At 67.4% G+C, this 14,125-nt stretch carries 13 protein-coding genes; 7 read left to right on the top strand and 6 right to left on the bottom strand.

Features of this window, described 5'->3' with window-relative positions:
- The first annotated feature begins 23 nt into the window (after nt 1–23).
- Entirely contained in the window at nt 24–950 is a 927-nt protein-coding gene (locus G0Q01_RS07890) for an ABC transporter ATP-binding protein (protein ID WP_164213230.1), read from the top strand.
- A 124-nt stretch (nt 951–1,074) separates the two neighbouring features.
- Here the strand turns inward: G0Q01_RS07890 and G0Q01_RS07885 are convergent, their stop codons facing one another.
- Both G0Q01_RS07885 and G0Q01_RS07880 read right to left on the bottom strand, forming a co-directional pair.
- Nucleotides 1,075–1,443, bottom strand: coding sequence for a histidine triad nucleotide-binding protein (locus G0Q01_RS07885; protein ID WP_108967399.1), 369 nt, complete (start codon nt 1,441–1,443; stop codon nt 1,075–1,077).
- Nucleotides 1,444–1,451: 8 nt separating this feature from the next.
- On the bottom strand, nt 1,452–3,026 hold the full coding sequence (locus G0Q01_RS07880; RefSeq protein WP_164213229.1) for a DUF5928 domain-containing protein: 1,575 nt from the start codon (nt 3,024–3,026) through the stop codon (nt 1,452–1,454).
- A 135-nt stretch (nt 3,027–3,161) separates the two neighbouring features.
- Between G0Q01_RS07880 and G0Q01_RS07875 the strand changes: the two genes are divergently transcribed.
- On the top strand, nt 3,162–3,980 hold the full coding sequence (locus G0Q01_RS07875; RefSeq protein ID WP_164213228.1) for a sulfotransferase family protein: 819 nt from the start codon (nt 3,162–3,164) through the stop codon (nt 3,978–3,980).
- Nucleotides 3,981–3,983: 3 nt separating this feature from the next.
- Here the strand turns inward: G0Q01_RS07875 and G0Q01_RS07870 are convergent, their stop codons facing one another.
- A complete protein-coding gene (locus tag G0Q01_RS07870; protein ID WP_164213227.1) occupies nt 3,984–4,601 on the bottom strand; it encodes a TetR/AcrR family transcriptional regulator in 618 nt (205 codons plus the stop codon).
- A gap of 77 nt (nt 4,602–4,678) precedes the next feature.
- On the opposite strand from G0Q01_RS07870, the gene G0Q01_RS07865 reads away from it, so the two are divergent.
- A complete protein-coding gene (locus G0Q01_RS07865; protein WP_164213226.1) occupies nt 4,679–5,434 on the top strand; it encodes an SDR family oxidoreductase in 756 nt (251 codons plus the stop codon).
- A 3-nt stretch (nt 5,435–5,437) separates the two neighbouring features.
- On the opposite strand, the gene G0Q01_RS07860 is transcribed toward G0Q01_RS07865, so the two are convergent.
- Nucleotides 5,438–6,040, bottom strand: a complete 603-nt coding sequence (locus tag G0Q01_RS07860) for a DUF1285 domain-containing protein (protein ID WP_235939830.1) — start codon at nt 6,038–6,040, stop codon at nt 5,438–5,440.
- Nucleotides 6,041–6,098: 58 nt separating this feature from the next.
- Here G0Q01_RS07860 and G0Q01_RS07855 point away from each other — a divergent pair, with 58 nt between their 5' ends.
- Genes G0Q01_RS07855 through G0Q01_RS07840 form a run of 4 tightly spaced genes read left to right on the top strand, consistent with a single transcriptional unit; the run spans nt 6,099 to nt 12,868 of the window.
- Entirely contained in the window at nt 6,099–7,100 is a 1,002-nt protein-coding gene (locus tag G0Q01_RS07855) for a MoxR family ATPase (RefSeq protein WP_108967409.1), read from the top strand.
- Nucleotides 7,097–7,975 carry a DUF58 domain-containing protein gene (locus tag G0Q01_RS07850; RefSeq protein WP_164213225.1) on the top strand — a complete coding sequence of 293 codons (879 nt, stop codon included), beginning with the start codon at nt 7,097–7,099 and terminating at the stop codon, nt 7,973–7,975. Before G0Q01_RS07855 ends, G0Q01_RS07850 begins: the two co-directional genes overlap by 4 nt.
- Complete coding sequence (locus tag G0Q01_RS07845) at nt 7,972–10,770, top strand: DUF4159 domain-containing protein (protein WP_164213224.1); 2,799 nt, start codon at nt 7,972–7,974, stop codon at nt 10,768–10,770. Before G0Q01_RS07850 ends, G0Q01_RS07845 begins: the two co-directional genes overlap by 4 nt.
- Nucleotides 10,771–10,825: 55 nt before the next feature.
- The gene (locus tag G0Q01_RS07840) at nt 10,826–12,868 is read left to right on the top strand and encodes a glutamine amidotransferase (RefSeq protein WP_164213223.1); all 2,043 of its coding nucleotides are present in this window, start codon (nt 10,826–10,828) and stop codon (nt 12,866–12,868) included.
- Nucleotides 12,869–12,944: 76 nt separating this feature from the next.
- Here G0Q01_RS07840 and G0Q01_RS07835 read toward each other — a convergent pair whose 3' ends face one another.
- Nucleotides 12,945–13,649 carry a DUF599 domain-containing protein gene (locus tag G0Q01_RS07835; protein WP_164213291.1) on the bottom strand — a complete coding sequence of 235 codons (705 nt, stop codon included), beginning with the start codon at nt 13,647–13,649 and terminating at the stop codon, nt 12,945–12,947.
- A 2-nt stretch (nt 13,650–13,651) separates the two neighbouring features.
- Nucleotides 13,652–14,062, bottom strand: coding sequence for a CopD family protein (locus G0Q01_RS07830; protein ID WP_164198586.1), 411 nt, complete (start codon nt 14,060–14,062; stop codon nt 13,652–13,654).
- Nucleotides 14,063–14,125: the final 63 nt, after the last annotated feature.

The following is a 14,125-nucleotide window of genomic DNA, read 5'->3' as shown; positions in this document are numbered from 1 at the left end:
AAGGCACGGGAGCAAGGCTCGGCATGAGTGATGACGCGATCCGCATCGAGGGGCTGCGAAAGACCTACGCAGGCGGCAAGCAGGCGCTGAAGGGTATCGATCTAACTGTGCCCCGGGGCTCGATCTTCGGGCTGCTCGGGCCCAACGGCGCGGGCAAGTCGACGCTGATCAACATTCTCGCCGGGCTGGTGGTGAAGAGCGCCGGCAAGGTATCGATCTGGGGCTGGGACCAGGACCGCAACCCGCGCCAGTCCCGGGCCTCGATCGGGGTCATGCCGCAGGAGCTGAACCTCGATCCCTTCTTCTCGCCGCGCGGCGCGCTCGAGGTGCAGGCCGGGCTCTACGGTGTGCCCAAGCGTGACCGCCGCACCGACGAGATCCTCGAACTGGTCGGGCTCGAGGACAAGGCCGAGGCCTATGCCCGTACCCTTTCGGGCGGCATGCGCCGCCGATTGCTGCTGGGCAAGGCGTTGGTGCATCACCCGCATATCCTCGTACTCGACGAGCCCACCGCGGGGGTCGACATCGAGCTGCGGCAGATGCTCTGGCGCAACGTGCGGAGGCTCAACCGCGAACGCGGCATGACCATCATCCTCACCACCCACTACCTCGAAGAGGCCGAAGAGATGTGCGACGAGATCGCGATCATCAACCACGGCGAGGTGGCAGCGCGCGACAGCACGGCGAACCTGCTTGGCAATATCGACGCCAAGACCATGGTGATCACCCCCGAGAGCATGCCCGAGGAACTGCCCGAGGCCCCCGGCATCAAGGCCGAGCGCCGCGAGGGCGGGCTGATCGCGCTGAACTACCACGCCCGCGAGACCTCGGCCGAGGACGTGCTGGAGCTGATGCGCGAACGCGGCATCCGCCTGAGCGACGTGCGCACCGAGCAGGCCGACCTCGAGGATGTCTTCCTCGATCTGACCCGCAGCCGTCCCGCCGTGTGACCATAAAAAGGGCGCCGCCGAACCCCGGCGCCGCCCTCTCAGCAAAGCTCCGGCAAGAGCGCCGCGCCCTTGCCGTCTTCTCTTTAAAAAAATTCCGGCATGGGCCGCGCGGCGGCGCTATGTCTCAGGCGCGCTCGAGCATCCGCCCCAGCGGCCGGCCGGCAAGGATGTGCACGTGCAGATGCGGCACCTCCTGCACGCCTTCCTCGCCGGCGTTGGAGATCAGCCGGAAGCCGTTCGCCGCCACGCCTTCCATCTCGCAGACCTTGCCGATGGCGCGGGTGTAGTCGAGGATCTCGGCGTCCGAAGCGGTCTGCGCGAAATGGTCGTAGCAGACGTAGGCGCCCTTGGGGATCACCAGCACGTGCACCGGCGCCTGCGGGCGGATGTCGCGGAAGGCGAGGCTGTGCTCGGTCTCGAGCACGGTGTCGTTGGGGATCTCGCCCCGCAGAATTTTCGCGAAAATGTTCTGGTCGTCGTAGCTGTAGGCCATGGGAACCCTCAATCGGAATAGAGTTGGTCGTCGGAGACGATCTCCCGCGCGCGCTCGGCAGGGATCGAAAGGAACTGCGCAAGCGCCTGCACCTGCGCCTCGAACGGGTCGAGTTCGCGCAGATGAAAGTGGTCTGGCAGCTGCGCGTCCCGCAGCGCGTCGCTCTCGTGCAGGATATCGTTGCGGATCGTCGGCACGAGCCGCGCCAAGGCGGACTCGGAGGTGCGCGCGCCTGCCAGTCCGATCCGGGTGGCGTGACCGGCGAGGAATGCGTCCGAGAAGGCGCAGTCGATCTGCAGCAGGCGGGTGCTGGCGCGGTCGCGGCAGAAATCCTCGATCAAGTCGAGGTTGCCGGGATCGAGGCAGACCACCAGCCGGTCGCAACCGTAGTAGTCGTAGAGCATGCGCATCAGCGCGCGGCGGTGGCGGTGGCGCTTGTCCATGGTGGACTGGATGCCGCCGAGGTCGGGCAGCACGCAGCTCTCCTCGTTGAACAGGTAGTCGATGCAGGGCAGCCCGGTCGCCTCGCGGATGCGCCCGATCAGCCGCTTGGCCACGTGCCATTTCTTGCTGACCACGATCAGCAGCTCCCGCTCGCGCCCGAGCGAGCTTTCGGTCTCCCAGAACCGCGGCGCGAAGCGGCGGCCCTCCCGGCCCTTCTCGGTCAGAAAGCGATAGAGCGCGCGCCCCTCTCCCGAGATCTGGAACGTCACCCGCTCCGAGGAATAGAGCACCGCGAGCCGCCGCTTCAGGTCGAGCGCGCCGGGGCTGATTTTGCGGGCAAAAAGGTAATCCTGCGCCAGCAACAGGTCATAGTGGTCATTGTAGAAGGTGACCGGCATCCCGTAGTCCGAGAACATCAGGAAGGTCAGCGTGCGGTTTTCGATCTCGGACTCGGGCACGAGGTGGCGCACCAGCGTCTGGAAGAAGGTCTCGTCAGGAATCCAGGTGCCGCGGAAGAAGCGCACCACATCGGGCCGGCCTGCGATGAACTGCAGGATCGCCTCGAGCGTGCGCCGCCGCAAGCACCACCATTGCGAGCCGATCATCACGTCGAGATCAGCGGGTATCTTCCGCTTCAGTCCCAGCCGCTTCTGCACCTCGAACATGGCGTAGAAGCGCCGCTTCTGGGTGCGTTCGTTGAACAGGTGGCGATAGATCAGCCGCTCTTCCTTCCAGCCGGTCTTGATCCAGTCCGACGTGAAGAAATCGACGCTCTCGATGTAATCGGCCTCGCGCATGTCGAGCATCTCATGGGCGTATTCGGCCGACTTGATCGCCATGCAGTCGCCCGAGAGCATGTAAAAATGCGTCGCGCGCGGAAACTGGTCGAGCGCCGCCTCCACCGCGTTCAGCGTCGCCTGCACCAGCGACCAGGCGCCCCAGCCGCATTTCACCCGGCGCGCAAAAGTCACGTTGGGGTTGCCCTCAAGCGCGGTGCGGATGCGGTCGTACTCGGCCTGAGGCGCGCTGGCATCAAAGTGGATGGCCATGCAGTCGCCGACGGCGGTCAGGCTCTGCGCCTGCTTGATGATCGCCTCGGGATCCTTGTGGCACAGCAATATGAAGGCAATCTTCGCCACAGGATGAGGTCCGCCCAATTTTCGCCCGCTTCTTCACCTTTACCCGGGCGAAGACATTGTACAGGCCGATGTCTTTTGCTTTTTTGCATGCAGAGGGAGCCCGCGACAAGCCGGGCAGTACGAGGAGCGGGCGGCATGGGATTTCCGGGCACATGGATGACCGAAAGCGAAAGCATGGTCTACCGGGTGGTGCCGAAATGCGCCTGCTCGACCATCGGCCAGATCATGTACTACGCCGACCACGGCAGCTTCTACGGCGGCGACATCCATGACGCGACCCAAGGCCTGCACAAATGGGCCCGCGAGGAAAGCCAGAACCCGATCCGCGCGAACGTGAAGACGCGTGGCGCCTATGCCTTCACCGCCGTACGCAACCCCTACAGCCGCATCCTGTCGAGCTTCTTCGACAAGATCTGCGGCATCCAGCGCAACGGCAACCGCTACCGCGGCAACCTCGTGCCGATGCTGGTGCAGAAATACGGGATCGAGGTCGGCGGGCCGGACGGCAAGGAGGAGTTCGACCAGATCCGTTCCTTCCGCCGCTTCTTGCTGTTTGCCCGCGACACCATCCGCTGGCGCCGTCCGATGGACCCCGACATCCACTGGTCGGCGGTCTCGGGCCATGTCTCGACCTTCATCGCGGGCGGCGGGCGGTATGACAGCATCTTCTGGACCGAGAAATTCGACGAAGGCATGCAGGGCGTGCTGGACAAGGTGCAGACCCGGCACCCCGTAGACCTGAAGGCCATCCCCCGCTTCAATGAATCCGAGGCCCATGGGCCGAAGCGCGCGCACCCGGTCGAGGACTATTTCGACGACCTGTCGATGCATCTGGTCTACGAGGTCTACAAGCGCGACTTCGATCTCTTCCGCTACGATGTCGAGAACCCGGGAAACAAGATGCCGATCGGCGAGATCGACCTCGACGAGGTGCACGCCAAGCTCGGCGACTGAGCGTCAGCCCCCCTCTGGAGCCAGTCCCAGATATCCGAAGACCGCCGGGCGCAGTCGGGCTTCGATGGCAACGAGGTCGCACTCGCCATCCGCCAGCGCCGCGTGCACCATGCCCCGGCAGAGCGCCGAGAGATCGCGCGCCGCTGTCTCGGGCTGCGCGATGCCGAAGCTCTCGAGCAGTTCCACGATCTGCCTGTCCACCAGTCCGCCGCCGGCGCAGATGTCCTCTTCGTCGACGTCGAGCATGTCCTCGAGCTTCTCCAGCTCGCGCGACAGCTCCGGCGCACGCGCATGGTGCTGGATCGAGGCGTGCAGCACCGTCTCGGTGGCGCGACGCAGATCCATCGCCTTCGCGGCTTGGACAGCGCCAAACATGTCCTCGAAGAACTGCATCTTCTGGCGCCGCACCAGCTCGGCCAGGATCGTCTCCTTGTTCGGAAAATACTGGTACAGTGTGCCAATGCTCACCCCAGCCCGCTCGGCCACGCCATTCGTGGTGAGCGCCGCGATTCCCCCGGCTTCGAGAATCTGAGCCGCGGCCGTGAGCATCGCCTCGACCGAGGCGCGCGAGCGGCCTTGGCGCGGTGTTTTCCGGGGGGTTAGCGCGACGATTCTTGCCATGGGGGAATGCGAGTAGGAAACCTGAGGGATTACTCACATTCTAGCGGGGACCTGGGAGAGCAGACAAGGACTTCGTCATGACCGGATATTGGACTGGCCGAAAGGTGCTGTTGACCGGCGCGACGCGCGGCATCGGGCGCGCCATGGCCGAGCAGCTCGTGGCCGAGGGCGCGACCGTGCTTGGCGTCGCCCGCAACGTCGCCGCCCTGGACGGGATGACCCGGCGGCTCGGATCGCGATTCGACGGGCTCGAGGCCGACCTCGGCGATCCCGAAATTCCGCGCGGCGTGGTCAATTGGGTGGCCGACGTGCACCCAGACTGCTCGGTGCTGATCAACAATGCGGCAGTGATGAGCTACCCGCTGCTCGCCGATGGCGGGAACCACGACGCCGGGATCGAGGAGGAAGTGCGGATCAACCTGATCGCCCCCATGCAGATCGCCACGGCGCTTCTTCCCAGGCTCGCCGCACGGTCCGGGGCGCGGATCGTCAATGTCACATCGGGGCTGGCGGTCGCTCCCAAGACCGATGCGCCGATCTACTGCGCCACCAAGGCAGGGATGCGCAGCTTCACCCGCAGCCTGCGCTACCAAGCCGAGGACGCCGAACTGCGGATCGGCATCTGCGAGGCGCTGCTGCCGGCGGTGAACACGTCGCTCTCGCGCGGCCGGGCCGAGCGCAAGATGGCCGCCCCAGAGGCCGCCGCGGCCATCCTCGCCGGTGCCGAGGCCGGAAAGCCGGAAATCTGGATCGGCAAGACCCGGCTGCTGCGCAAGGTCATGCGGCTGTCGCCCGCGCTCGGCCACCTCATCATGCGCCGGATCGAGGCCTGAAGCTCAGGCCTCAAGCTCCTCCGAGGGAATCATCGGGAAAAACCGTCCCGACGACCACAGCCCGAACCAGCGGGCCCCGTCATGCTCGTGATGCACGCCCAGTTCGACCAACCGGTAGAAGCTCTTGCGGTCGATCAGCGCCTCGAGATTGCGCCGCACAAGGACGTAGGGCGCAGGCTCGCCGGTCTCGGCATCGCGCACCACGCGGATCGGGTGGTCCGGCCCCGCGACGGCGAAATCGCCGACATGGGTCTGGAAGGTCAGCACCTGCGACTCGCCCGCCCCTTCCGCTTCGAAGTCGATGGCGACGAAGGGCGCGTCCTCGACGGTGATTCCGACCATCTCGACCGGCGTCACGAGGAAGTATTTCTCGCCGTCTTTTCTCAAGATCGACGAGAAGAGTTTCACCAGCTCGAACCTGCCGATGGGAGTCCCGAGGTAGAACCACGTGCCGTCGCGGGCGATCCGCATGTCCAGATCGCCGCAGAAGGGCGGTTTCCAGCGCTCGACCGGCGGCAGGCCCCGCCCCGAAGCGGCGCGTGCTGCAGCAGCTATGCCATCAGCCGAGGGTGTCACGTAATTTTGTGTGCGCATTGCTTTTGCCATTTTTCCCCCCCGCGATACACTCGCTTCGGTAAAGGATTTACGCAAGGGAGTCTCCCCCATGTCCGAAGACCTGGTCGCCGAGATCGAGGCGCTGGAAGAAAAGCTCGCCGAAGCCAAGTCGGCGATCACCCGGCGCTTCATCGGGCAGGAACGGGTCGTCGACCTGACCCTAGCCGCCCTGCTCTGCGGGGGCCATGCGCTGCTCATCGGTCTGCCCGGTCTCGGCAAGACCCGGCTGGTCGAGACGCTGTCGACGGTCATGGGCCTGAACGGCAACCGCGTGCAGTTCACCCCCGACCTGATGCCCGCCGACATCCTCGGCTCCGAGGTGCTGGAAACCGCCACCGACGGCAGCCGCGCCTTCAAGTTCCTGCCCGGCCCGATCTTCTGCCAGCTCTTGATGGCCGACGAGATCAACCGCGCCTCGCCCCGCACCCAGTCGGCACTTCTGCAGGCAATGCAGGAGAAATCGGTGACCATTGGCGGTGAGACCCGCACGCTCGAGCTGCCGTTCCACGTGCTGGCCACGCAGAACCCGATCGAGCAGGAGGGCACCTACCCGCTGCCCGAGGCGCAGCTCGACCGCTTCCTCGTGCAGATCGACGTGGCTTACCCCGATCGCAAGACGGAAAAGGACATCCTGCTGGCCACCACAGGCACCGAGGAGGCACAGGCGCATCAGGTCTTCGATCCTGCCACGCTGATGGCCGCGCAGCACCTGCTGCGCCGCATGCCCGTGGGCGACGCGGTGGTCGAGATGATCCTCGATCTGGTGCGCGCTTTCCGCCCTGCGGATCCATCCTCTTCCGCGCGCGTGCGCGACACCGTCGCCTGGGGGCCTGGCCCGCGCGCCGCACAGGCGCTGATGCTGACCGTGCGCGCCCGCGCCCTGCTGCAGGGCCGGCTCGCCCCCTCGCCAGAGGACGTGATGGACATGGCCCGCCCGGTGCTGGTGCACCGCATGGCGTTGACCTTCTCGGCCCGCGCCCGCGGTGAGGATCTGGGCGGCATCATCGACGAGGTCTGCGGCGCGCTCGAACCCTCCGAGGCGGCCGCTTGATCAGCCCTGTCGCCCAGCTCCGCAAGAGCGCGCAGGAAGAGGCCACCCGTTTCCCGGCCCTGCTGGCCCGCGCCGAACAGCTTGCGGGCACCGTCCTCTTGGGCGAGCACGGGCGGCGGCGCTCGGGGCTCGGCGACGACTTCTGGCAATACCGCCCGCTGCGCCCGGGCGACACCTACCGCTCGATCGACTGGCGCCGCTCCGGCCGCGGCGACGACCAATTTGTGCGCGAGCGTGAATGGCAGATCGCACAGAGTGTGCAGCTCTGGGTCGATAGCGGTGCCTCGATGCGCTTCTCCTCGCACAAGGACTTGCCGACCAAGGGCGACCGCGCGCGGCTGGTCGCGCTCGCCGCCTCGATCCTGCTGATCCGTGGCGGCGAGCGGGTGGGCTTCACTGGCTGGTCGCTGCCGCCGCGCAACGGCGACATTCAGATCTTGCGCCTCGCCGAAGCGCTGACCAAGGATGACGAGGAGGACTACTCCGAGCCCGAGGCGCGCGGCATGATCCCCCATGCGCGGGCCATGTTCGTGTCGGATTTCCTCGGCGATATCGCCCCCATGGAAGCCGCGCTGACCAAGGCCGCCGACCGCGGCGTGCGCGGGGTTCTGCTCCAGGTTCTTGACCCTTCGGAAGAAAGCTTTCCCTTCAAGGGCCGCACGATTTTCGAAAGTGTCGGCAAGACCTTGGCGCATGAGACGCTGAAGGCGGGCGACCTGCGCGAACGCTATCTCGAACGCCTCGCCGAGCGAAAAGCGCGGCTTGGCCACCTCTCTCGGTTAACGGGTTGGCAATTTCTGTGCCATCATACCAATGACAGCGCGCAGAACGCCTTGCTCTGGGTCTACCGCGCGATGGACGGAGGGCACGGATGACGGTTCTCGGCCCCCTGGGCTTCACCGCCCCCTGGCTGCTGCTTGGATTGCTGGCGTTGCCGGTGCTCTGGGTGATCCTGCGCGCCGTGCCCCCGGCGCCGATCCGTCGGCTGTTTCCCGGCGTGGTGCTGCTGCTTGGCCTCAAGGACGACGACCAGGTCACCGACCGCACTCCCTGGTGGCTGCTGCTGCTGCGCCTGCTGGCGGTGGCCGCGGTGATCATCGGCCTTGCCGGTCCGATCCTCAATCCCGAAGACGAGGCAGACGCCGCCGGCACCGGCCCGCTCTTGGTGGTGATGGATGCAAGCTGGTCCTCTGCCGCGGACTGGCGCGCGCGGCAGGTGGCGCTCGATGCGCTGCTCTCCCGTGCCGAACGCGAGGCACGCCCGGTCGCCGTGCTCCGGCTGACCGAACCCGAGGTACCCCAGTTCCAGCAGGCCGCCGTGCTGCGCGCCCGCCTCAGCGGGTTGCAACCCGAGCCCTGGGAGCCCGGCGAGGCCGATGTGACCCGCGCCCTGTCGATGTTGCCCGCAGGCGATTTTGACAGCTACTGGATGTCCGACGGGCTTGCCCGCGACAGCCGCAATCCGCTGCTCAACGCGCTCATGGATCACGGGCAGGTCACGGTCTTCGAAAGCCCGCGCAACCTCACCGCCCTGCTGCCGCCCGCCTTCGCGGACGGCCACGTGCAGCTGACCGCCCGTCGCCTGCATGCCGGGGCCGAACGCGAGATCTCGATTGCCGCGCACGGGCTCGATCCGGCGGGGAACCCCACCGTGCTGGTCCGCGCGCCGCTGACCTTTGCCGAGGGCGCGGCGGAGGGCGCGCTGGACCTCTCGCTGCCCGCCGAGCTGCGCGCCCGCATCACCCGCTTCGAGATCGACGGCGCCCGCAGCGCCGGGGCGGTCAGCCTGCCCGACGACAGCCTGCGCCGCCGCGAGGTCGCGCTGATCGCCGGGAACGAGAACCGGGAGGGACTCGAGCTGCTCTCGCCGCTCTACTACCTTCACAAGGCTTTGGAAGAGGATGTCGATCTTCTGGACGGCGCGCTGACCGAGGTGCTGCCCGCGAACCCCGATGTCATCGTGCTGGCCGATGTGGCGACACTCGGCCCCGGTGAGGAAGAAGGCGTGGCCGCCTGGCTCGAAAAAGGTGGCACGCTGCTGCGCTTCGCCGGGCCACGGCTTGCCGCGTCCGATGTCTCGCGCGACCGCGAGGACCCGCTGATGCCGGTGCGCCTGCGTGCCGGTGGCCGCTCGGTCGGCGGCGCCATGAGCTGGGGCGAGCCGAAATCCCTTGCGCCCTTCCCCGCCGGCAGCCCCTTCGAAGGTCTGGCCGTTCCCGAGGACGTCACCGTGACCAGCCAGATCATGGCTCAGCCCGACCCCACGCTCGCCGACCGGGTCATTGCCCAACTCAGCGACGGCACGCCGCTGGTCACCCGCAAACGGGTTGGCCAGGGGCAGGTCGTGCTGTTCCACGTCACCGCCAACGCCGAATGGTCGAGCCTGCCGCTCTCGGGGCTCTTCGTGCAGATGCTCGAGCGGCTGGCAATCTCGGCCATGCCTGCCGCCCCCGAACCCGAGGAGCTTGCCGGCACCATCTGGCAACCGATCCGCGTGCTCGATGGCTTCGGCGCGGTGGTCGATGCCGGCACCCTGCCGGGCGTGCCCGGCGAGGCGTTGCTGACCGCCGATCTCGGCCCAGAACTGCGGCCCGGCCTCTACCAGGGCGAGGAACGCAGTCTTGCGCGGAACGTGGTGACCGCGGACCGGGTGCTGCAGCCCGCCACATGGCCCGACACCGTTCCGGTCGAGGGTCTGACCCGCCCGCAGGAAACGCCGCTCGCCGGCTGGCTTCTGGCGCTCGCCATTGCGCTGCTTCTGGCAGATGTGATCGCCTCGCTGGCACTCTCGGGCCGGCTGCGCGGCGCACGCCCCAGCGCGGCCGCCGTGCTTCTGGCCCTTGCGCTCGGCCCGCTCGCCGCCCCCGGTACGGCCCAGGCGCAGGACGTGTCCTCCACGCCCCCGACCGAAACCGACGCCTTTGCCGAGGCCGCCACCGCCGAGGTCACCCTCGCGCATGTGGTCACCGGCGACGCGCAGCTCGACGATTTGGCGCAGAACGGCCTGCGCGGTCTGTCGGAAACGCTCTATTATCGCACCTCTGTCGAACCCGCCGAGCCGATGGCGGTGAACCTCGAGAGCGACGAGCTGGCCTTTTTCCCCCTGCTCTACTGGCCGATCACCCCGTCGCAGCCGACCCCCTCACCCGCCGCCTACGCCAAGCTCAACGAGTACCTGCGCTCGGGCGGAATGATCCTCTTCGACACCCGCGATGCCGATGTGGCGGGGTTCGGCGCCGCCTCGCCCGAGGGCCGCAAACTGCGCGAGCTGGCAGCCCCGCTCGACATCCCGCCGCTGGAGCCGCTGCCGCAGGACCACGTGCTCACCCGCACCTTCTACCTGCTGCAGGATTTCCCCGGCCGATACACAAGCCGCGACGTCTGGGTCGAGGCCGCCCCGCCCGACGCCGAGCTGGTCGAGGGCATGCCCTTCCGCAACCTCAACGACAATGTCACTCCGGTGGTGATCGGTGGCAATGACTGGGCCGGAGCCTGGGCGGTGGACAACCGCGGCAACCCGCAGGTGCGCATCGGCTCGGGCTTTGCCGGCGAGCGCCAGCGCGAGATCGCCTACCGCTTCGGGGTCAACCTGGTGATGCACGTGCTGACCGGCAACTACAAATCCGACCAGGTCCACGTGCCCGCGCTGCTCGACAGGCTCGGCCAATGACCGGCGGCACAAGACCCGGCACGACAACGACCGGCCCAAGCAACGGACTCCCCGAATGACCGGCGAAATCGTCTTTGACCCGCTCCTGCCCTGGCCCGTGATCTGGGCGCTGGGGGCCGTGGCCCTGGCCTCCGTGGCGCTGGCGCTCTGGCGCGGCATGCCCGGCTGGGCGCTGCGCTTCTTCGCCGGCTTCGTGCTGGTGGCAGCTCTGACCCAGCCCTCGTTCCAGGAAGAGGACCGCGCGCCGCTCTCCGACATCGTGCTGCTGCTCGAGGACCAGAGCGCCTCGCAGCGCCTCGGCGACCGGCTCGAGACCACCTCCGAGACCGCCGACGCGCTCGAGGCGCGGCTCGCGGCGCGGCCGAACACCGAGGTGCGCCGCATCACCGTACCCGACGGCGAGGGCGACAGCGGCACGTTGCTGATGACCGCCTTGTCCGGGGCCCTCGCCGAAGAGCCGCGCGGCCGCGTCGCGGGCATCTTCCTGCTGTCAGACGGGCGGCTGCACGACCTCGAACGCGCGCCATCGCTCCCCGCGCCCATGCACCTTCTGCTGACCGGGCATGACACCGACTGGGACCGCCGCCTCATCGTCAAGAATGCCCCGGCCTTTGCGATCCTCGGCGAGCCGGTGACCCTCACCCTGCGGATCGAGGATGATGGTGCCGCCCCGCAAGAGCGCGAGACCGAGCTGCGGATCTCGATCGATGGCGGCGAGCCTGACAGCTACCGCGTGCCGCTCGGCCAGGACATTGAGCTTCCGGTGACCCTGCCGCATGGCGGGCTCAACGTGATCCAGTTCACCACCCCCGAAGGCGAGGCCGAACTCACCGACCGCAACAACACCGCGCTGGTGCAGATCAACGGCGTGCGAGACCGGCTGCGCGTGTTGCTGGTCTCGGGCGAACCCCATGCCGGCAGCCGCACCTGGCGCAACCTGCTGAAGTCCGACAGCTCCGTCGATCTCGTTCACTTCACCATCTTGCGCCCGCCCGAAAAGCAGGACGGCGTGCCCGTCACCGAGCTCTCGCTCATCGCCTTTCCCACCCGCGAGCTCTTCCTCGAGAAGATCGAGGATTTCGATTTGATCATCTTCGACCGCTACAAACGGCGCGGCATCCTGCCAGCGATCTACCTCGAGAACGTGCGCAACTACGTCGAGAATGGGGGCGCCGTGCTGGTTGCCGCCGGTCCCGATTTCGCCAGCGCCGATTCCATCTATCGCTCACCCCTGTCCGAGATCCTGCCCGCAGAGCCCACCGCCCGGGTCATCGACCGCGGCTATCGGCCCACGGTAACCGACCTCGGACAGCGACACCCGGTCACCGCCGGTCTCACCGCAGAGGATAGCTGGGGCCGATGGATGCGCCAGGTCGAGGTGCAGCCAAACGACAGCGCCGAGGTCCTGATGACCGGCGCCGAGGACAAGCCGCTGCTGGTACTCGACCGGATCGGCGAAGGGCGCGTGGCACTCATCGCCTCGGATCAGGCCTGGCTCTGGTCGCGCGGCTTCGAAGGCGGCGGCCCGCAGCTCGACCTGCTGCGACGGTTGGCGCATTGGATGATGAAGGAGCCTGAGCTCGAGGAAGAAGCTCTCTGGGCCGAGGCCACGGGCCAGCGCATGCGCATCATCCGCCGCACCCTGGAGGAGGGCGTGGGCGCGGTCACCGTGACCCGTCCAGATGGAACCGAAGACAGCGTCTCCCTGAAAGAGGTCTCGCCGGGCCGCTTCGAAGCGGAATACGACGGGCCGGAAATCGGCCTCTACCGGCTGAAGGAGGGCGACCAGGAATCGGTGATCGGCCTCGGCCCTGCCGCCCCGCGCGAGTTCGAGCAGACCATCGCCGACGGCGGGGCGCTGGAACCGGTCGTCGCCTCGCTGCGCGGCGGAGAGGCGCGGATCGAAGAGGGGCTGCCGACCATTCGCGCGGTCGGTGCCGGGCGCCCCGCCGCGGGCCGCGGCTGGCTCGGGATCACCCCGCGCGAGGCCTTCGAGACGATGGATGTCACCCGCATCCCGCTGTTGCCGCCTTGGCTGACACTGCTGCTGGCGGCGGGCTTCATCGTCGGGGCGTGGCTGCGCGAGGGGCGGCGCTGAGCCAGGGCTGGCAGGTCGGCTGCTCTCAGGCTCGGACGGGGAACAACCCTTCCCTTTGAAGGGAAAAGCGCCCGCCTCAGCCCTCCTCGCTGGCCAGCAGCACCTCGCGCGACTGAGAGGTGAATTCACGCCGCAGGATCACCGAGATCGTGATCACCACCGCGATCAGCAGCGGGATCGAGCCCAGCAGCCAGGCGGTCGAGCCGATGCCGAAGTAGACCGAGCGCAGGCCCCGGTTGTAGCTGCGCGCCGCGAGGATGTTGATCTCGGCTGCTTTCGCGGCGCGGGTATAGGCGATGGTGCTCTCGTCGTTCGGCACCGCCCCCATCATCACCGAGCAATAGCCGAAGAGCCGGTTCGACCAGACGAATTTCAAAAAGGCATTGGCGGCGAAGGCAAGGATCAGCAGCAGCTTCGCCTCCCAGACGATCGTGGGCGCATCGCCCCCCACCGAAAGGTCGTCGGCCACGCCGCGCACCCGGTCCGGGTTGCCCAGCAATGCGAAAATCCCGCCGATGGCGATCATCGAGGTCGAAGCGAAGAAGGCCGTGCTTTGCCGCAGGCTGCCGATGATGCTCGAATCGAAGATGCGCGGCTGGCGGGTGACGAAGTGTTTCATCCAGTGCCGCCGGTAGCGCGCCATCAGCACCGAGACCGAAGGGCGGCGCGCCGGCGGATGCTCGATCAGCCACGAACAGGCAAGCCAGCTGACCACCAGCAGCACCACCCCCGCCAGATCGAGCGGCGTGAAGTAATAGAAGGGATCGAGCGAGGGCAGCATGGTCAGAACGGCTTGGCCACGACCAGCCACAGGATGGCGATCGTGCCCACCACGCTGATCTCGTTGAATATGCGCAGGAACATGTCCGACTCGCGGAACGTGCCGCGTTTGGCCCGACCGACCAGCACGCCGGTCCAGACATAATGCGCCGCCAGCAGCACCACGAGGGCGATCTTGGCGTGCAGCCAGGCCGGGAAGCCCCAGAGCACCCCGAGCCAGAGCCCGGTGATTGCCGCGATCACAGCCAGCCCCGCCGAGAAGCGGTAGAGCCGGTAGGTCAGGTCTCCGAGGGGCCCGAACTCACCGGTCTTCGCGAAGTCGCGTTTCCAGTAGATGAGCGCGCGCGGCACGGCGAAGATGGAGGTCATCCACCCCATGACGCAAAGAATGTGAATGATCTTCAGCCAAGTCATGAGGGCCACCTGTTATCATTCTCCTGCCTCGCGCAAGATCCGCAGGCACCGCACGCGCGCCAC

It is taken from the genome of Salipiger sp. PrR007 (assembly GCF_010499845.1).
GTDB classification, from domain to species: Bacteria; Pseudomonadota; Alphaproteobacteria; order Rhodobacterales; family Rhodobacteraceae; genus Salipiger; species Salipiger pacificus_A.
This window is presented reverse-complemented; position numbering and strand designations above follow the sequence as displayed.

Excerpts from the sequence above, each read along its gene's own strand:
- G0Q01_RS07845 (WP_164213224.1), top strand. The coding sequence starts at position 7,972 with ATGACGGTTCTCGGCCCCCTGGGCTTCACCGCCCCCTGGCTGCTGCTT.
- G0Q01_RS07835 (WP_164213291.1), bottom strand. The coding sequence starts at position 13,649 with ATGCTGCCCTCGCTCGATCCCTTCTATTACTTCACGCCGCTCGATCTG.
- G0Q01_RS07875 (WP_164213228.1), top strand. The coding sequence starts at position 3,162 with ATGGGATTTCCGGGCACATGGATGACCGAAAGCGAAAGCATGGTCTAC.
- G0Q01_RS07860 (WP_235939830.1), bottom strand. The coding sequence starts at position 6,040 with ATGGCAAAAGCAATGCGCACACAAAATTACGTGACACCCTCGGCTGAT.
- G0Q01_RS07865 (WP_164213226.1), top strand. The coding sequence starts at position 4,679 with ATGACCGGATATTGGACTGGCCGAAAGGTGCTGTTGACCGGCGCGACG.
- G0Q01_RS07890 (WP_164213230.1), top strand. The coding sequence starts at position 24 with ATGAGTGATGACGCGATCCGCATCGAGGGGCTGCGAAAGACCTACGCA.
- G0Q01_RS07840 (WP_164213223.1), top strand. The coding sequence starts at position 10,826 with ATGACCGGCGAAATCGTCTTTGACCCGCTCCTGCCCTGGCCCGTGATC.
- G0Q01_RS07885 (WP_108967399.1), bottom strand. The coding sequence starts at position 1,443 with ATGGCCTACAGCTACGACGACCAGAACATTTTCGCGAAAATTCTGCGG.
- G0Q01_RS07830 (WP_164198586.1), bottom strand. The coding sequence starts at position 14,062 with ATGACTTGGCTGAAGATCATTCACATTCTTTGCGTCATGGGGTGGATG.
- G0Q01_RS07870 (WP_164213227.1), bottom strand. The coding sequence starts at position 4,601 with ATGGCAAGAATCGTCGCGCTAACCCCCCGGAAAACACCGCGCCAAGGC.
- G0Q01_RS07855 (WP_108967409.1), top strand. The coding sequence starts at position 6,099 with ATGTCCGAAGACCTGGTCGCCGAGATCGAGGCGCTGGAAGAAAAGCTC.